The organism is Cohnella sp. SGD-V74, assembly GCF_003001675.1.
GTDB lineage: Bacteria > Bacillota > Bacilli > Paenibacillales > Paenibacillaceae > Cohnella.
Genome location: NZ_PVYW01000035.1, coordinates 13,189 through 28,991 on the forward strand (window position 1 = coordinate 13,189; position 15,803 = coordinate 28,991).

The following is a 15,803-nucleotide window of genomic DNA, read 5'->3' on the forward strand; positions in this document are numbered from 1 at the left end:
AAATATAGTACGGATAATCGTATCCGAGGTTCCGCAACTGCTAGAATCGGTCGCGCGGCACAACGAGAAGAGGACGCATCATCTCGTAATCCTCGTGTTCCAGCATGTGGCAATGCCAGACATACAGGCCGGTGTAGGTGACGAATCTTCGAATGATGCGCGTGATTTCCCCGGGGTTGGAACGGACGGTGTCCTTCCAGCCCCTTTCTTGCGGCTCTGGAGGCAGACTAGGCCGGGTTAGCCGGATCTTGCCGTCCTTCTTGTACTGCTCGGCGTCAAAAGGAGTGCGGTCCACGATCTGAAAGAAGCCCAGATGGATATGGATGGGATGCGTCTGTTCCGTCAAATTCATAATGGACCATACCTCGGTCGAGCCCCACACCGGCTTTTCCGATATCGGGTCGTCCCACGTCTTCTTGTCCAGCAGCATCAGGTGTCTGTTGAAGCGGTCCTTGGTCGAATCCAGGGTCAGGTTTCTGCAATGGGTTGCGTAAGCAGGATCGAGCCAGGGGATGCAACCCATGGAAGCTGGAATAGCGCTCGTATCCATGCCTGCAAGCGGCAGCTCTACTCTAAATTCCATAACGGTTCCTGTCGTGCGAGGCTCGGGAGGAGCGCCCGCAGGAAAGGGGGCCGGTGCGTCGTTCATTACAAGGATTCGTCGCCCTTCCATGTTCGCGAAGTCGATGATCACATCGGCTCTTTCGCCCGGGGCGAGCAGCAGTTGCCGGGGAGCGAGGGGATATTCCATCAGTCCGCCGTCCGTGCCGATCTGGTACATCGACTGCCCGGAGCTCAACGACAGGTTATAGAAGCGGGCATTGGCCGCGTTCAACAATCTGAAGCGATACTTGCGCGGCTCTACCTGCAGATAAGGCCAGGCTTTGCCGTTTACAAGGTTGATGTCGCCAAAAAACTCCGGGACGATCGACGTCTCGAGTCCGGGGACGGGCGGATCGGGCTGTCTCGGATAATAGAGTGATCCGTCGGAGTTGAGCGATTTGTCCTGAATGACAAGCGGAATTTCATAAGGGCCGGCGGGCAGGTTGAGAGAGCGCTCGCGCCGGTCTCTGATGATATACATTCCGGCCAGGCCGGCGTATACATTAAGTCTTGTAATGCCTAGCGTATGGTCATGATACCATAGGGCGCACGCTTGCATGGGGTTGTCATAGCGGTAGATTTCTTGGGAAAAATAAGGCCCGGTTTGAGCGAAATCTCTCGTAAACCAAGCTTCCGGATAACCGTCGCTTTGCGATTCGACGACGGCGCCGTGAACATGGGTAACGGTCCGCACATCCGGCACGTCCTTGTGCGCTCCGTGCACGGTATGATCCACGGGAAAAAGATGTTTGTCCGGCAGCCGGTTCATCCATTTGACGAATACCCGCTCTCCGGATTCTATTTCAATAGTAGGTCCGGGATAATTTCCTTCGTATCCCCATACGGTTGCAGGCCCCAGATCCCGATGCAGCGACATCGGGAATTGCGTCATGCGTACCTCGTAATAAGTATGGAAGCGATCCTTGTAAAGCGGCTTTAACACAGGCGGTACGGGAAGCCTATCCGCGAATTTGGCAAGGTTCAGGCCCAAGTTTGGAGTCATCGTCTCCCTCCGTTTCTCGTAAAACATATGTGCGATCTGCGCTCCAATATGCAACGGACACGGAGCTCGGCAAAAACCCGCCTTCAACACGCAACCGTGCAATAAGATTGCCTCGTTTAGCGCATACTTTAATCAATTCAAAATGCCGGTTTTTTCACGGAAAGGAGATTTTTCGCGGTGAGAAGAACGTATCCGTTAGTCTGCTTGCTCGCGCTGATCGCTCTATTGCTGGGGGCATGCGGCAACAAGCCGGATTCCGCGTCCCCGGCGCCCGCCGATTCGTCCGCTCCTTCAAGTCCTTCCACGCAAGGCGTTCTCGGAGCGATCAAGGCGAGCGGAAAGCTGAAGATCGGCACGGAAGGCACCTATGCGCCTTTCACCTATCACGACAAAGACGGACGGTTGGTCGGATTCGACGTGGAGATCGCGCGAGCGATCTGCGAACGCCTCGGAGTCGAGGCCGATTTTATCGAGACGCCGTGGGACGGTATTTTTGCCGGACTGGATTCCAAGAGATTCGACGCGGTGTTTAACGAAGTCGCCATCCGGGACGACCGCAAGGAGAAATACGATTTCTCCGATCCGTACATCGTCTCCAAAGCGGTGCTCCTCGTTCATGAAGACAACAAGGAGATCAAGAAGCTGGCGGATTTGAAGGGGAAGAAGTCCGCCCAATCGCTGACGAGCAATCTGAAGGACATCGCCCAGGCGAACGGAGCCGAGATCGTAGGCACGGAAGGCTTCAACCAGGCGGTCGATCTGCTGCTGTCGAAGCGGGCGGACGCGACCATCAACGACAACTTGTCTTTCCTCGATCTGAAGAAGCAAAGGCCGGACGTGAAAATCAAAGCGGTAGACGAGACGGACGAAGCTTCCTCCAGCGCCGCGTTGTTCCGGAAGGGCAATGACGACTTGGTCCAAGCGGTAAATGAAGCGCTGGCCGCGATCAAGAGCGACGGAACCTACATGACGATCTCCGAGAAATACTTCGGGGCGGACGTGTCCAAATAAAAATGGCATTACAAAGGGTGCAGGGAACGATGGACGATCGTCAGATTCAGATTATCAAGGATACTTTCTGGCCCCTGTTGGAAGCAGGGGTTATTTACACTCTCCCGCTCACTCTGATTACTTTCGCGCTGGGCTTGATTATCGCCGTAATCACAGCGCTGGTCCGGCTGTCCGACTGGATGGTCCCCAAGTTTATCGCAAGCTTCTACGTGTGGGTCATCCGGGGAACGCCCCTTCTGGTCCAGCTGTTTATTATTTTTTATGGCTTGCCCAGCGCGGGTATCATTCTAAGTCCATATGTATCCGCCGTTATCGGACTGTCGCTCAGCGTGGGCGCCTATGGCTCGGAAATCGCGCGAGCGGCGGTATTGTCGATTCAGAGGGGACAGTGGGAGGCGGCATATTCGCTTGGCATGTCGCGCACGCAAGCCTTAAGGCGGATTATTCTTCCGCAAGCGGCGCGCGTGTCCGTGCCTCCGTTCGGGAACTCCTTTATCGCTCTGGTGAAGGACACGTCGCTCGTGTCCGTCATTACTTTCTCGGAGATGTTCCGCAAGTCGCAGGAGTATGTCGCTTTGTACTACGAGCCGTTAATCTTGTACAGCGAAGCGGCGGTCATTTACTTGGCGTTCAGCACTGTTCTGTCGGTGCTGCAGCATCGTCTGGAGAAGCGGTTGGAACGTTTCTCCGCTGTGTAGAGGAGGCGGCGCGATGATCGAAATTCGCGGATTGCATAAGTCTTTCGGTTCTCACGAGGTGTTGAAGGGGATCGACGTCAGTCTCCCGAAGGGCAAGGTGCTCGTGATCATCGGTCCTTCCGGCTCCGGCAAGTCGACTCTGCTTCGCTGCTTCAACCTGCTGGAGATGCCCGACCGGGGTTCGATTAAACTTGGAGATCACGCCTTCGAGTTTCGCGAGGGCGCCCGAATATCCGGGAAGGACGTTATCGCGCTGCGCAAAGCTACGGGGATGGTATTCCAGTCTCTGAATTTGTTTCCGCACATGACCGCTCTCGAAAATGTAATCGAAGCGCAAGTGACCGTGCAGAAGAGGAGCAAAAGCGAGGCCAGAGCGCGGGCGAAGGCGCAACTGGCGAAGGTGGGGCTGGCGGACAAAGCCGATTCCTACCCGCATAAGCTGTCCGGAGGACAACAGCAGCGGGTGGCCATCGCGCGCGCCATGGCGGTCGACCCGCAGGTGCTGTTGTTCGATGAGCCGACCTCGGCGCTGGACCCCGAATTAGTCGGGGAGGTGCTGAAGGTGATGAAGCAGCTGGCCGCTGAAGGGATGACGATGGCCATCGTGACGCACGAAATGAAATTTGCCGCGGATGTGGCCGATCACGTTCTTCTCATGGACGACGGGCAGATCATCGAGCAAGGATCTCCTCAAGAGGTGCTTCATCATCCGAAGACTCCGCGAGCCGTACAATTTCTCAATCGTCTGCACGGAAAGTCGGAGGAATGACGACGAACACCCCCTAACGGCCAGGTCCTGATCGAAGACGATTCGATCGGGGCCTGGCCGTTGTTCTGCGATTGTTCTCTCTTTCCCCCGAAGAAAGTTATGTCTATGATAAGAACAGGGATCCGGTCGGATTCCTGAAAATAGCTCGAGAGGCATAGACAAGGAGATAAGATGAGCGAACGAATCAGGAAAGCATGGAGGCGCTTCGCGGTTCCGGCGTTAGCCGCGATCGTGGCGGCGATTACGATGCTGCTGGCAGGCTGCGGGCAGATCGGCGTCGATTCGCCGCAAGGAATCGCGTCTCATTCGGCGGAGGCTCCCGGGACGCGAGACGTTTCCCGGCAAGCTCCGCTCACCGGTTTTAAGGAAGTCGCCGATTACATCCGAAGTTACGGAACGCTTCCGGACAATTTCATAACGAAGAAGGAAGCGGAACGGCTGGGATGGGTACCCTCCGAGGGCAACCTGGGCAAGGTGGCGCCGGGCAAGAGCATCGGAGGCGATCGCTTCGGCAATCGGGAGGGGCTGCTGCCCAAGGAGAAAAACCGGATCTGGTACGAGGCGGATATCAACTATGAAGGCGGAACGAGGGGTGCGGATCGGATCGTATTCTCGAATGACGGATTGATCTATATGACGACCGACCATTACCGGTCGTTCACCGATATTACGGAAGGAGGTCCGGACCCTTGATGAGCACAACGATCGAACTGAGACAGTCGGAAGCGGATCGTCATGAAGACGTGCACGAATGGTTGAAGCGGGAGCTGGAGCTGCCCGAGACCTACGGTCGCAACCTTGATGCGCTATGGGATTGCGTAACCGGGTACCTGTCGCGTCCTGTCGAGATCCGGTGGGTGGCCGACTCCGACTCCGACGAAGGGGAGCGCTATTCCGCCATTCTGGACGTATTCCGGGAAGCCGCGGAGGAGTACGACGACGTTCGCTTCGTGTATGTCCAAGAGGGGGCGGAGCACGGAGGTACTCGAACTTGATGAATCTGTACGGAGCCGATCATCATCTGCTGGTGCTGAGCGATGCGATCGAGGCCGACGAGCATCGGCATTCTTTCGTTCAGGTGACGGTAGCGCTGGAGGGGGCGTTCGAGATTCAGATCGGGGGGCAGAGCCTGGAGACGGTTGGAATCGTTGTCGATTCTAACGTCGGGCACCGATTGGACGGGTTGGGGCGGCCGCTCCTGCTGCTGCTCATGGACGGCACTTCCGCTTTGGCCGCGAGCTTTAAGCGAATGATCGCCGGGAGCGGGTATGCCGAGCTTTCCGGGGAAGCGCAGCGGTCCGTCGCGTCCTTCGTACAGAGCGAATATCGGTCGGTCGCGGACTGTGAAAGCTATGAGACTTTCTTTGCGGGACTCATGGAGCGATTCGAAGTCGAATATGCTCTGCCCGACGCTGCCGATCCCAGAGTCGGAGAGGTGATCCGATTTCTCAACTTCCGGAATCCGCAAATCTATTGGGACGGCAACGATACGTACGTGCAGAAGGGAGGAATCGTGCGGGATTTCGGTATCTTCGACAGTCCGGACGCCTTCTTCTCGGTTCATCGGCAGAAGCTGAGTCCGGTCCGAAGGGCGATCTACCGGCGAATCGTCCGGCATCTGATGAACCGCAATGTCGGCCGCATCCGGGATTCGTGATGTCGGTCGACGTCGGATGCGAATGGATTACGGGGCGCTCCGCGTGGGAAGCGTCGCGTCTTCCGGAGCAGACTCCAGTTGCCTCTTAAGCGTCGTTTTGTTAATATAGGGGTATATAACGGCTGAAACGCAAAATAACCCTACTCTCTACGGTTAGAGATTAGGGGCGAATTCATTTCGGACAAGCGTCACCTTGCTCGAAATCGGCTTCGATGCGCACGGTCGTTTAACTTGAACAAGGAGGTGAATCTCCATGGCTAAAGACGTGCTTTGCGAAGTGAATTCCTGCCGGTTCTGGGCAGAACAGAATCGCTGCAACGCCGCTTCGATCAAGATCGTAAGCAACAGCGTTAAGGAAGCGGATCGCTCTGCTGAAACGGATTGCGTCACCTTCGAAGTGAAATAATCGTTGTTCATCCTGCTTTAAGGCGAGAGGGCTTTGCCGAGCTCTCTTGCCTTTTTATTTTAACAATAATGATAATTATTATCAAGCTTTTTATCTAATTGCCCGATTCCCGATTCGAAGGCTCCCTCAGGGGAACGCGTTAAGGGATGTGCTATAATGGAAGGAAGAAGCGGCGCGAGCATTCGGAACGGATTACGCATCTTTGCAGTAATGGAGGCACTTGCAGATGGCCAAGGAAATCGAAAGAAAGTTTCTGATGACGGAGTTCCCCGACACCCTTGTAAGAGAAGGCGAGCTTGTTCTGATCAAGGAGCAGCGAATCGAGCAAACCTACCTTGCGATGGACGACACCCAGGAGCTGAGAGTCCGGAAGATCAAAGACTTGGCTTCGGGAGAGCACGAGTTTACGCATACGTTCAAGAGGGGCAACGGCCTCGTGCGTGAAGAGATCGAATATTCGATCTCGGAAAGCCTGTACGAGCAGCTCATTCAGGCTTCGGGAGCGATTCCGTTGACGAAGATAAGAACGACGGCGGATTGGAGCGGCACGACCGTCGAGATCGATACGTACGACCAAGTCGAGCTTAGAGTGCTGGAGGTCGAATTCGAATCGGAGGAAGAGGCCGAGAGCTTCCGGGCGCCCGGTTGGTTCGGTCCCGATATCAGCTCGACGAAGCAGTACAGCAACAAGACGGTATGGAGAAATCTCCAGGCAGGACTCGCGAAATAAATAAACGCGCGAAGCCGTCCGCAGTCGGAGAGGGAGCAAGTCGAGGAGGTTCGGATCGGACGTGTCGCCTAGAAATCGGGTCAGAGATCAGCAATTGAGAGAGGAACGAAGCCGGCAAATTCTCGATTCGGCGCTGACGGTCATCGCCCGCCGGGGCCTTGCCGGGACGAAGGTGTCGGACATCGCGCAGACGGCGGGCGTCAGCGTCGGCAACGTCTACAAATACTTCGTGTCCAAAGAAGAGATTTTCGAAGCGCTTGTGCATAGAGGGCAGAAGGAGTATCGGGAATTCGCCGAGGAAGCGTTGCGACAGCCGGGCACGCCGTCGGACAAGCTGATGTGGTATACCGAGCGCTGGATTGCCATGCGGGAATGGGCGATCACCATTCTGCTGCAGTACGCCCGCACGTCCGAAGCGGTTCCGGAACGGCTGAAGAAGGCGGTCAGCGCCAAGTTTATCGACAACCTGAGACCGATCGCCGCGATCATCGAGGAGGGGCAGCTTGCCGGTGAGTTCGTATCCGGAGACGCGATGGAGCTGGCGCTGATCTATGTCTCCTTGATGGAGGGGTTGACCCTGCACGATATTCCGGATACCCCCGAACTGACGGCGGGAATCGCGGAAAATTCGATGCGCTTGCTGCTTCGCAAAACGGAATAGAGACCGGCCCGGACGTTGCGAGCTGTCCCGAAAGTAAAAGAGACGTACTGAACAATTATCGATAGGTGAATGGTAATGGGCATCTGAGGCAGTCTCCAGGAGATAGATGCCCTTCTTTTTCATCGATAATTTTGTACGTCCCTACTTAGGGGACAGCCTTTTTTCGCGTTTACGTGTACGTTGCATTCTCCTGCGCCTTGTCAATTCATAGTTGACTTATAGGAAAAATTATTTTAAGCTAAACCACATAGTGAATAAATATTCGCTATGTGGAGGGCAGGTGAGCTGCATGAACTTTTTCTGGTTTATTCCGACCTATGGAGACGGGCGTTACGTCGGCACGGATACGGGGGCGAGAAATGCGACGATCTCCTATTACAGGCAAGTGGCGATGGCGGCGGACGATCTGGGTTACGAAGGCGTGCTCTTGCCTACGGGGAGATCTTGCGAAGACTCGTGGGTGCTGGCGTCGATGCTGGTTCCGGCTACGGAGAGGCTGAAGTTTCTCATTGCCGTTCGTCCGGGCCTCATGTCTCCGGCACTGGCCGCGAGAATGGCATCGAGCTTCGACCGGCATTCGCGCGGGCGGCTTCTGATCAATGTCGTCGCGGGCGGCGACCCGGAGGAACTGGAGGCCGACGGGGTGTTCCTGGGCCATGATGAGAGGTACGCTCTGACGGACGAATTCATGACCGCTTGGAGGAAGCTGCTGCAGCAGGAACAAGTCGATCTTGAAGGCGAGCACATTCGGCTGAAGAAGTCCTACAACTTCTATCCGCCTTATCAACGGCCTCATCCGCCGGTCTACTTCGGAGGTTCGTCTCCCGCCGCGATCGAGACGGCGATTAATCATGCCGATCTGTATTTAACGTGGGGAGAGCCGCTCGAGCAGGCGAAGGAGAAAATCGAACGCGTCCGTGAACGGGCTGCTGCAGCGGGGCGCGAGATCAAGTTCGGCATGCGCCTGCACGTGATCGTGAGAGAGACGGAAGACGAAGCGTGGCAAGCGGCGGACGAACTGATCCGGCACGTCGATGACGAGACGATCAAGCAGGCGCAGGAGATCTACGCGCGGATGGATTCGCACGGGCAGCAGCGCATGGCGGAGCTGCACGGCGGGGACCGGTCGCGTCTGATGGTCGGGCCGAATCTGTGGGCGGGCATCGGTCTGGTCCGCGGCGGAGCGGGAACGGCGCTCGTCGGTTCACCGGACAACGTGGCGGAACGAATACGGGAATACGCCGCCCTGGGTATCGAGATGTTCATTCTGTCCGGGTATCCCCACCTGGAGGAAGCCTACCGTGTCTCCGAGCTGTTATTCCCGCTGCTGCGTCCTGCCGCGGGGGACGGTAATTCCGCCGTCGCTGCGCGGGGAGAGATTGTCGCCTATCACTACAAGCCGGGAGAACGAAACGCCGGCAGCCATTGATCCGCAACAAAGCCCCTTCCGGGCTCCGCGACGCTGCGCGGGGCAAGAAGGGGCTTTGTACGTTCACGTCACGGGCTCTCCAAGGACGCCAGCAGAAATTCTCGTTCGGCCGCGTAACCCGGGATTTGTCTGAGGCGGGTTACGCTGTCCGCCTCGCCGGACAGCGGGTTCGGCCTGTCCGTGCCGATTCGGGCGGGCGAGCCGTTCAGGACGATGATGCGGGTACCGAGATAGAGAGCTTCGTCGACGTCGTGCGTGATGAAGAAGAAGGTACGCCGCTTCTGCTGCCACAGCGACTTGACGAGAGATTGCAGATGCTCGCGGGTGATCGCGTCGAGCGCTCCGAAAGGCTCATCCATCAGCACGATTCGCGGATCGGCAGCGAGGGTTCGGGCGATGGCGGCCCGCTGCTTCATGCCTCCGGACAACTGGTAAGGGAGGTAGTGGCCGTAGTCGCCCAGACCGACCTGCGCGATCGTCTCGGCAGCGATTCGCTCTCTCTCCCGCTTGCCGACGCGCTGCATCAGAAGTCCGAATTCCGCGTTGCGTCGGATCGTGAGCCAGGGAAACAGATTGGCGTGCTGGAAGACGACGCCGACCTCGGGCCGCGGCGCTCCGGCGGCCGCGTCCAGAATATCGATGCGGCCCGCACTCGCGCGCTCGTATCCGGCCAGCAGCCGGAGAAGCGATGTTTTACCGCTGCCCGACGCGCCAAGCGCAACCACGAACTCTCCTTCTCCGATGTCGAGGGAGATATCGGACAGCACTTGCTTGGCGCTCTTGCCGCGACCGTACGTCAAGTCGACGCCTTGAACGGATACGACGGGCGGAGATGCCGGAGAAGAGGGAGAGGCGAGAGCCTCTCCCCGATCGGTCATCGTAATCGCGATGCCGGATAACGTCATGGGGTTCGCCTCCTCTTAGCGGAGTATCGCTTCCTGATAGACGGACAGCTCCGGAGCGGCGGGGATCTGCTTCTGCTCGACGAGAAACTCCCCCGTCTGCCTCAATACGTCGGCAAAGCCGCTCTTATCTTTCTCGGTGCCAAGGTACTTCGCATCGGCCTGCTCCGCCGAGGTCAGCCAGACGAGCTGCTTGGTCTGAGCGAGCGCGTCGTCTTTGTCGGTGCTGAGAATCGGGGCCAGCGTCGCGGCGACATCGTCCGGATTATCCCGGTAAGCCTGCACGGCGCTGTCCAGCACCGACACGTACTGCTTGACGAATTCCGGGTAGTCCTCCGCGAACTTGGCGCGGACGATGCCGACATCCGCGGTAATGGCTCCCTGGTCGGCCAACTGCTGGGCGGAGACGACGACGCTTCCGCCTTCGGCCGTGAGCTTCGCCAGTACGGGATTCCAGACGAATGCGGCGTCGATGTCCTTGCGCTGCCAGGCGGCGAGAATGTCCTGCGGCTGCAAGTCGAGGATCGTGACCGTCTTCGGATCGACGCCTTCCAGCTTAAGCGCGGACAACAGGCTGAAGTGCGCGGTGGAGCCGAACGGCGTAGCTACCTTCTTGCCTTGCAGGTCCTTCACGCTGGCGATGTTGGACTCGTTGCGAACGGCGAGCGATTCGGCATCGCCGATAATATCGTGCAGGAAGTAGACTTTGTACGGCAGCTTGTTGGCGACTCCGATAGAGACGGGAACGGAGCCTGCCAGCCCGAGATCGATGCTGCCGGAGGCGATGGCGGTGTTCACGTCGCGTCCGGAATCGAACGCCTTCCAGTTGATCCGCGTATCCGGAAATTGCTTCTCCGCGAGCCCTTTCGTCTTGACGAGCAGCTCCGCGTTGGGGATGATCTGGTAGCCGATCGTCACTTCTTTAGGCAGCTTGCCTCCGCTTGAACTGCTGCAGCCTCCGAGAACTAGCGCGATCGCAAGGACGCCTGCGGCGAGAGCGGGCCATTTTTTCCATTTGGACATGAGTTCTTCTCTCCTTCGTTTCGAGTGTGCATTAAGAATCTTTGCCGATCCACGGGACTTGGGAGCGTTCCAGCCAGCGAATTGATAAGTCGATCAGAACGGCGATGACGCCCATCAGAATGATTCCTACGAAAATAACGTCGCTGCGCAGAAACTTGCTGGCGTCCAACACCATCCAGCCGAGCCCGGATTCCGCGGCCACCATCTCGGCGGCGACGAGCGTCGTGTACGTCATCCCCAGCGCGGTGCGGACACCTGTGAAAATATCGGGCAGGCAGGAAGGGAAGATGACGCGCGTGAACAGTCGGGCTCGCGAAGCGCCCAGCGATCGAGCTCCGTTGATACGGTCTTGGGGGATTCTGACGACGCCGGAGGCGACGGCGATGTACAGGGGCGCGAATCCGGCCAGCGTCAGAAGGGCGATCTTCGACGAGTCGCCGATCCCCAGCCACAGCACCAGCAGCGTATAGTACGCTAGCGGAGGAAGCGGCCGATAAAACTCGATGAACGGTTCGACCAGCGCGCGTACCCGGATGAAGAAACCGCTGATTAATCCGAGCGGAATGGCCGTGGCCAGAATAATCAGGAATGCCGTTCCGAGCCGCTTCAAGCTGGCTCCGGCATGGACCAGCAGGGAGCTGCCCTTATACCCTTCCCGGCAGATTTCCACAAAAGCGTTCCATACGGAAGCCGGCGAGGGCACGAACAGCGGATTGACCCATTCGAGCTTCGTTACTCCCCACCACAAGGCGAGGGCGGCCGCGATCGCGGCGACGGACAGTCGCCAGTGACGCGTGAACATAACTCGGACACCCCTCCATTCTCAGTAAACACATGGGTAAAATATGAATATTAGACGCGAGAAACCCCTTCGCCGCGTTGGCCGGCGAAAATTGAAGAGGAAGTCTCCGGTTATCCGGTCGATCGTTCACAACGTGAATATTCATTCACCGTTAAAAATGATGTTACCAGCACAATCCAACTTAGTCAATCGGGATTTAATCCTTTTGAAGCCGATAGTGGTTTTTTCCGGATGGGGAGAGGGCATAGAACGGAGAGGGGCAGCCAGAGGAGGATAACATCGCGAGTAAACCTACCAATCTAGTAAGTTTAGTATGATAACATAAGCCGATGGAAAAATCAAGAAAAATCTTGACCCCGTTGCTAGATTATAGTATCTTCGAAAAGTAGGTAAATTATGGAGAAGAGGCGGTGAGCAGAAAATGGAGAAAATGGCGATGAACATGATGATGACGATGTGCATGCAGGACGTGATGACGCGTATGGACGGCATGATGACGATGATGGAAGGCATGAAATCCGAGGACATGATGGCTTGCATGGATATGGACATGATGATGAAATGCATGCAGCAATGCGACGAGATGATGACCAAGATGATGAGGATGATGACGGAAGCCAAGCAAGCGGCGATGTAAGACAAGCCTGGCTCCCGCTCGCAGACCGAATTTCCCAGATTCGATCGGCGATAGCTTTACGGCAGAACACTCGCGTGTATGCTCCCGGTTATCCCCTACTTATCCATGGCAGAGCAGTCTCCTGCATGCCATTCCAAGCCCATCCTCTATAATACCAGACGGCGGCCGACTTCCAGCCTCCTGCTCTTTAAAGCCCACATTAACCGAAGAATGCCCTGCGCTTCGAAGTCCGATTTGCTCGTCTTAAGCAGCGAGAATAATTCCAGCAATTTGTTATTAAGAACGTGATACTCCTGCCATAATTTCCGTTGGCGTTCTTCGCGATCGGTCTCGTCGCTCTCGGAGGGAGGACCGTTGCGAATCGTGGCCATCAGTTCCTCTTGCCAATCGGAGTCTCCGATCTCGCAAGCATAATTGTACAGGTCCAGATGGTCGTTTAACCAAATCTCGCGTTGCTGGCTAGTACGCATAAGAAGCGCCTTCTTTCGTTTGCATCTCTTATACATACTATTATACTCGGAATTATAAGAATTACAAGCGGCGGATTAAAAGTCGAAGCGGCATCTTCTATTTTTCTTTCGTCAGCCAGGACACAAGCTCTTCTGTCTGGGTGAGCACCGCTATCGGATCGTAGTACCACGAACGCTCTTCCGGCCAGACATACAGGCGATCGTTCTTCACCGCCGGAATGCTGCTCCAGACCGGATCATTCTTGAAATCTTCGACGGTGCGGCCGTTGGCCGTCAGCACGATGTAGTCCCCCGCATACTCGTCAATCATCTCGGGAGAGATCTCCGCCCACTGCTTCTCCATGATCTGCTCGGCGACCGCAGCGGGAGGCTTGCGTCCCAAGGCTTGATAGACGGGCTGTCCGCCTCTGCCGAAGTTGTCTCCATAGACGTAGATCGACTTGGCGGTGCTCTCGATGATTGAGAAGGAGGCATCGGCCGGAATAACCGCGTCTACCTTGGCTTTGGCTTCCGCGATTCGGCGGTCGTATTCCTCCAGCCATGCTTCCGCTTCCTTTTCCTTGCCCAGCACCTTGCCGAAGAAGACCAGCTCCTCGTGGGCATTCTTTAATTCGCCGTAGGGAACCGTCAGAGTCGGAGCGATTTTGCTTAATGCCTCGTACTGATCCTTGTTGCCGATAATGATGAGATCCGGGTTCAGGCTGGCGATCACTTCGGGGGAAGGAGAGCCATACGTTCCCGAATCGGCTACGCCGGAGAGCGCCTCCTTGAAGTAGTAATTTTGCAGCGTCAGGCCCGGAGCTCCGACAGGAATCACGTTCAAGGCGATCAGGCTGCCCAAGTATTCCTCGGCGACGATACGCTTGGGATGAAGCGGAATTTGAATGGCTCCGTTCACGGTGTCGATCGTCTTATATTCCGGCTCTGCGGACGGGCTTTCCGAAGCAGGCAGCTTGGCGGACTCGGAAGCTGTCGGCGAGGACGCTGCGGGGGCTGCGTTGTTCGAGCTGCAGGCGGCGAGAAGCAAGAGACACAGTGCGGCTGCAACAAAAGCGACTTTAGACGAGGTTACATAACGGTACAGCAATGCGGATACCCTCCAGTATTCAATCGATAATGATTCTCAATGAAACTATACAAGGTATCCGTCCGTTCGACTACGAGCGGAAATGACATTCGTTCATGCAAATTTGTGATCAGGCAGCAGCCGGCGCGCCAATAGGTTCAGCTGGGCTTGCGTAGAGAGCGGATCGTAGCCGCAGAAGAGAATGGAATCATGCAGCCAATGGAGTCGCTTGCCGCGAACGGCCTCCAGACCCGACCACTGCGAGGATCGCAACAAGCGCTGAAGATACGGGCGAGATTCCGGACAGGAGGGCGTTCCCGTGATGAAAATATGGTCGGCCTTGTGCGAGTATAGCTCCTCGACCTTGGTCTCTACATAGCCATGGGACAACCAGTCCCGTTCGGGAGGGCGGAAGCCAAGGTCGCCGTACAAGATGTGCGCGCCTCTTCCGTAGCTCCCGCTGCACGCGTACGCTTTGTCCCCTGCGATCTCCCATACGATAGCGGTGCCTCTTCGGCCCAGTCTCTCGTCCAAAGCCCGATTGATCCGGTCGACCTGTTCGTCATAACGGGCCAGCCATTGCTGAGCTTCCTGCAATTTGTCCAGCATACCGGCGATTGTCAGCAACTGTTCCCGCCAGCTCATCGTGCGAAACGGCAGCTCGATGACAGGGGCGAGAGGAAGCAGGCTCCTGTTTTCCGCAGCGGTGCTGTAATGGATAATCATATCCGGATTCGCTTCGGCCACCGCCTCGTACAAGGTGGAGGAAGTATGCCCGTAAGGGTTCAGCGAGACGCCGGGTTTCGCATGCGCTTTGTTTTGCTCCAGCCAGGAGGTATAGACGCCAAGCTCCGGAGTTTGACCGAGCGCCAGCAGAATGCCGGTATGATTCAGATTCAGCGCAGCGATCCGCTTGGGCTTGCGCCTGAAGGCGGTCGGGGACATGCCGACGACATCCTTGAATTTGCGGCTCAAGTACAGACCTTCTTTGAATCCGACTTGAGGCGCCAGCGCGTTCATTGCGGTATTTTCCACGAGAATGCGGCTTTGGGCATTGCGTATCCGCAGCATCGTCAAATAATCGATGAAGGTTCGGCCGGTATGCTTGCGGAACGCGCGGGAGAAATGCTCGGGGCTGACGTTCGCGCGCTCCGCCAATTGCTCCCTCGTCAGATCCTCGTTGTAATTGGCTTCGATGAACTGCACGGCCTGGGACAGCCAATCGTCGGACGCGTCCCGAGCCGTCGCCAGCTCCTGATGAAGCTCGGACATCAATCGGCTGAACAGCAGCTGCGCCCGGTAAGGCTCGGCCTCGCTGGGCTGCTCCTTCCATGCGGCGTACAGCTCGGCAGCCAATCTCATGCACACGGTCGAGCAGGGCGACAGCTTTTCAAATTCCGGGTCGAACTCTTGATCGGCTGCGCTGCCTAACGGATAGTGAGCGAATTCGATGTGAACTCCCTGGAGGGAGTCGGCGGGATTGAGACCAATGGCCTGCGAGGAGGAACGGCCAAGCAACGCAAAGCCGCGAGCCGCCGGGTGCGGCTGCTCGTAGAGATGCACGTTTCCCTTGCCTCCCCATACGATCAGGAGCTGCGAGCGGCCCGGCACGGGCACTGCGCATCCAGACTCCGCATACTCGGTCAGCCCGGCGATTCGCAAAGGGATGGCGAAGGGATGCGGCGCATGCGATGTCGGAGAAGGGGCTGAAGGACTGTGCGTCATAGCGTATTGCACTCCTCTATCGGATAATCTCTAGCACCATAGGTCGGGAAAATGCTCCAGCGTCAATCGGCTCGTTAACGCGTCGTCCAAATTCCAGGCTTCGGCGGGCGATTGCGCGGCCGATGGGCTGCAAGCGGCAAGCAAAATAATCAGCGCGAGAAATAAAGCGTTCTTCGATATGAGCGACGGCAGTCTGGTTCATGGGGTTCCA

The 15,803-nt window shown here is 56.9% G+C and carries 19 protein-coding genes; 11 read left to right on the forward strand and 8 right to left on the reverse strand.

Annotated elements, in window-relative coordinates:
• Window positions 1-40: 40 nt before the first annotated feature.
• A complete protein-coding gene (locus B0G52_RS33930) occupies window positions 41-1,606 on the reverse strand; it encodes a multicopper oxidase family protein (RefSeq protein ID WP_304441904.1) in 1,566 nt (521 codons plus the stop codon).
• Between the two features lie 177 nt (window positions 1,607-1,783).
• Between B0G52_RS33930 and B0G52_RS33935 the strand changes: the two genes are divergently transcribed.
• From B0G52_RS33935 to ssuD, 10 genes are all read left to right on the forward strand, one after another.
• Window positions 1,784-2,617: an amino acid ABC transporter substrate-binding protein gene (locus B0G52_RS33935; protein ID WP_094050871.1), complete on the forward strand. Its 834-nt coding sequence runs from the start codon at window positions 1,784-1,786 to the stop codon at window positions 2,615-2,617.
• A gap of 29 nt (window positions 2,618-2,646) precedes the next feature.
• Window positions 2,647-3,315, forward strand: coding sequence for an amino acid ABC transporter permease (locus B0G52_RS33940; protein ID WP_094050872.1), 669 nt, complete (start codon window positions 2,647-2,649; stop codon window positions 3,313-3,315).
• Window positions 3,316-3,328: 13 nt separating this feature from the next.
• Window positions 3,329-4,084, forward strand: a complete 756-nt coding sequence (locus tag B0G52_RS33945; protein WP_094050873.1) for an amino acid ABC transporter ATP-binding protein — start codon at window positions 3,329-3,331, stop codon at window positions 4,082-4,084.
• 171 nt (window positions 4,085-4,255) lie between these two features.
• On the forward strand, window positions 4,256-4,777 hold the full coding sequence (locus B0G52_RS33950) for a ribonuclease domain-containing protein (RefSeq protein ID WP_233163322.1): 522 nt from the start codon (window positions 4,256-4,258) through the stop codon (window positions 4,775-4,777).
• Window positions 4,777-5,079, forward strand: coding sequence for a barstar family protein (locus tag B0G52_RS33955; RefSeq protein WP_094050874.1), 303 nt, complete (start codon window positions 4,777-4,779; stop codon window positions 5,077-5,079). The genes B0G52_RS33950 and B0G52_RS33955 overlap by 1 nt, the downstream gene beginning before the upstream one ends.
• A complete protein-coding gene (locus tag B0G52_RS33960; protein ID WP_094050875.1) occupies window positions 5,079-5,741 on the forward strand; it encodes a hypothetical protein in 663 nt (220 codons plus the stop codon). The genes B0G52_RS33955 and B0G52_RS33960 overlap by 1 nt, the downstream gene beginning before the upstream one ends.
• A 253-nt stretch (window positions 5,742-5,994) precedes the next feature.
• Window positions 5,995-6,147, forward strand: a complete 153-nt coding sequence (locus tag B0G52_RS33965) for a DUF1540 domain-containing protein (protein WP_094050876.1) — start codon at window positions 5,995-5,997, stop codon at window positions 6,145-6,147.
• Between the two features lie 226 nt (window positions 6,148-6,373).
• The gene (locus B0G52_RS33970; protein WP_094050877.1) at window positions 6,374-6,877 is read left to right on the forward strand and encodes a CYTH domain-containing protein; all 504 of its coding nucleotides are present in this window, start codon (window positions 6,374-6,376) and stop codon (window positions 6,875-6,877) included.
• Window positions 6,878-6,938: 61 nt separating this feature from the next.
• Window positions 6,939-7,538 carry a TetR/AcrR family transcriptional regulator gene (locus tag B0G52_RS33975; protein ID WP_094050878.1) on the forward strand — a complete coding sequence of 200 codons (600 nt, stop codon included), beginning with the start codon at window positions 6,939-6,941 and terminating at the stop codon, window positions 7,536-7,538.
• 289 nt (window positions 7,539-7,827) lie between these two features.
• Window positions 7,828-8,967 (forward strand): FMNH2-dependent alkanesulfonate monooxygenase, encoded by a 1,140-nt coding sequence (gene ssuD, locus B0G52_RS33980; protein ID WP_094050879.1) that lies wholly within the window; start codon window positions 7,828-7,830, stop codon window positions 8,965-8,967.
• A gap of 68 nt (window positions 8,968-9,035) precedes the next feature.
• On the opposite strand, the gene B0G52_RS33985 is transcribed toward ssuD, so the two are convergent.
• The 3 genes from B0G52_RS33985 to B0G52_RS33995 are packed head-to-tail and all read right to left on the reverse strand — an operon-like array spanning window position 9,036 to window position 11,694.
• Window positions 9,036-9,872, reverse strand: a complete 837-nt coding sequence (locus B0G52_RS33985) for an ABC transporter ATP-binding protein (RefSeq protein ID WP_094050880.1) — start codon at window positions 9,870-9,872, stop codon at window positions 9,036-9,038.
• Window positions 9,873-9,887: 15 nt separating this feature from the next.
• Window positions 9,888-10,892 carry a taurine ABC transporter substrate-binding protein gene (locus B0G52_RS33990; protein ID WP_094050881.1) on the reverse strand — a complete coding sequence of 335 codons (1,005 nt, stop codon included), beginning with the start codon at window positions 10,890-10,892 and terminating at the stop codon, window positions 9,888-9,890.
• 31 nt (window positions 10,893-10,923) lie between these two features.
• Complete coding sequence (locus B0G52_RS33995) at window positions 10,924-11,694, reverse strand: ABC transporter permease (RefSeq protein WP_094050882.1); 771 nt, start codon at window positions 11,692-11,694, stop codon at window positions 10,924-10,926.
• Between the two features lie 421 nt (window positions 11,695-12,115).
• Here B0G52_RS33995 and B0G52_RS34000 point away from each other — a divergent pair, with 421 nt between their 5' ends.
• Window positions 12,116-12,331, forward strand: a complete 216-nt coding sequence (locus B0G52_RS34000; protein ID WP_094050883.1) for a hypothetical protein — start codon at window positions 12,116-12,118, stop codon at window positions 12,329-12,331.
• A 146-nt stretch (window positions 12,332-12,477) separates the two neighbouring features.
• Here the strand turns inward: B0G52_RS34000 and B0G52_RS34005 are convergent, their stop codons facing one another.
• The 4 genes from B0G52_RS34005 to B0G52_RS34020 form a co-directional block, all read right to left on the reverse strand.
• On the reverse strand, window positions 12,478-12,801 hold the full coding sequence (locus tag B0G52_RS34005; protein WP_094050884.1) for a hypothetical protein: 324 nt from the start codon (window positions 12,799-12,801) through the stop codon (window positions 12,478-12,480).
• Between the two features lie 97 nt (window positions 12,802-12,898).
• Window positions 12,899-13,888 carry an ABC transporter substrate-binding protein gene (locus tag B0G52_RS34010; protein WP_233163324.1) on the reverse strand — a complete coding sequence of 330 codons (990 nt, stop codon included), beginning with the start codon at window positions 13,886-13,888 and terminating at the stop codon, window positions 12,899-12,901.
• A gap of 93 nt (window positions 13,889-13,981) precedes the next feature.
• Window positions 13,982-15,592: an ABC transporter substrate-binding protein gene (locus B0G52_RS34015; RefSeq protein WP_094050886.1), complete on the reverse strand. Its 1,611-nt coding sequence runs from the start codon at window positions 15,590-15,592 to the stop codon at window positions 13,982-13,984.
• 16 nt (window positions 15,593-15,608) lie between these two features.
• Window positions 15,609-15,794, reverse strand: a complete 186-nt coding sequence (locus tag B0G52_RS34020) for a hypothetical protein (protein ID WP_094050887.1) — start codon at window positions 15,792-15,794, stop codon at window positions 15,609-15,611.
• Window positions 15,795-15,803: the final 9 nt, after the last annotated feature.

What these genes read in the sequence shown, in the direction of transcription:
- B0G52_RS33930 (WP_304441904.1), bottom strand. Translation starts at nt 1,606, where the DNA reads ATGACTCCAAACTTGGGCCTGAACCTTGCCAAATTCGCGGATAGGCTT.
- B0G52_RS33940 (WP_094050872.1), top strand. Translation starts at nt 2,647, where the DNA reads ATGGACGATCGTCAGATTCAGATTATCAAGGATACTTTCTGGCCCCTG.
- B0G52_RS33945 (WP_094050873.1), top strand. Translation starts at nt 3,329, where the DNA reads ATGATCGAAATTCGCGGATTGCATAAGTCTTTCGGTTCTCACGAGGTG.
- B0G52_RS33950 (WP_233163322.1), top strand. Translation starts at nt 4,256, where the DNA reads ATGAGCGAACGAATCAGGAAAGCATGGAGGCGCTTCGCGGTTCCGGCG.
- B0G52_RS33955 (WP_094050874.1), top strand. Translation starts at nt 4,777, where the DNA reads ATGAGCACAACGATCGAACTGAGACAGTCGGAAGCGGATCGTCATGAA.
- B0G52_RS33960 (WP_094050875.1), top strand. Translation starts at nt 5,079, where the DNA reads ATGAATCTGTACGGAGCCGATCATCATCTGCTGGTGCTGAGCGATGCG.
- B0G52_RS33965 (WP_094050876.1), top strand. Translation starts at nt 5,995, where the DNA reads ATGGCTAAAGACGTGCTTTGCGAAGTGAATTCCTGCCGGTTCTGGGCA.
- B0G52_RS33970 (WP_094050877.1), top strand. Translation starts at nt 6,374, where the DNA reads ATGGCCAAGGAAATCGAAAGAAAGTTTCTGATGACGGAGTTCCCCGAC.
- ssuD (WP_094050879.1), top strand. Translation starts at nt 7,828, where the DNA reads ATGAACTTTTTCTGGTTTATTCCGACCTATGGAGACGGGCGTTACGTC.
- B0G52_RS33985 (WP_094050880.1), bottom strand. Translation starts at nt 9,872, where the DNA reads ATGACGTTATCCGGCATCGCGATTACGATGACCGATCGGGGAGAGGCT.
- B0G52_RS33990 (WP_094050881.1), bottom strand. Translation starts at nt 10,892, where the DNA reads ATGTCCAAATGGAAAAAATGGCCCGCTCTCGCCGCAGGCGTCCTTGCG.
- B0G52_RS33995 (WP_094050882.1), bottom strand. Translation starts at nt 11,694, where the DNA reads ATGTTCACGCGTCACTGGCGACTGTCCGTCGCCGCGATCGCGGCCGCC.
- B0G52_RS34000 (WP_094050883.1), top strand. Translation starts at nt 12,116, where the DNA reads ATGGAGAAAATGGCGATGAACATGATGATGACGATGTGCATGCAGGAC.
- B0G52_RS34005 (WP_094050884.1), bottom strand. Translation starts at nt 12,801, where the DNA reads ATGCGTACTAGCCAGCAACGCGAGATTTGGTTAAACGACCATCTGGAC.
- B0G52_RS34015 (WP_094050886.1), bottom strand. Translation starts at nt 15,592, where the DNA reads ATGACGCACAGTCCTTCAGCCCCTTCTCCGACATCGCATGCGCCGCAT.
- B0G52_RS34020 (WP_094050887.1), bottom strand. Translation starts at nt 15,794, where the DNA reads ATGAACCAGACTGCCGTCGCTCATATCGAAGAACGCTTTATTTCTCGC.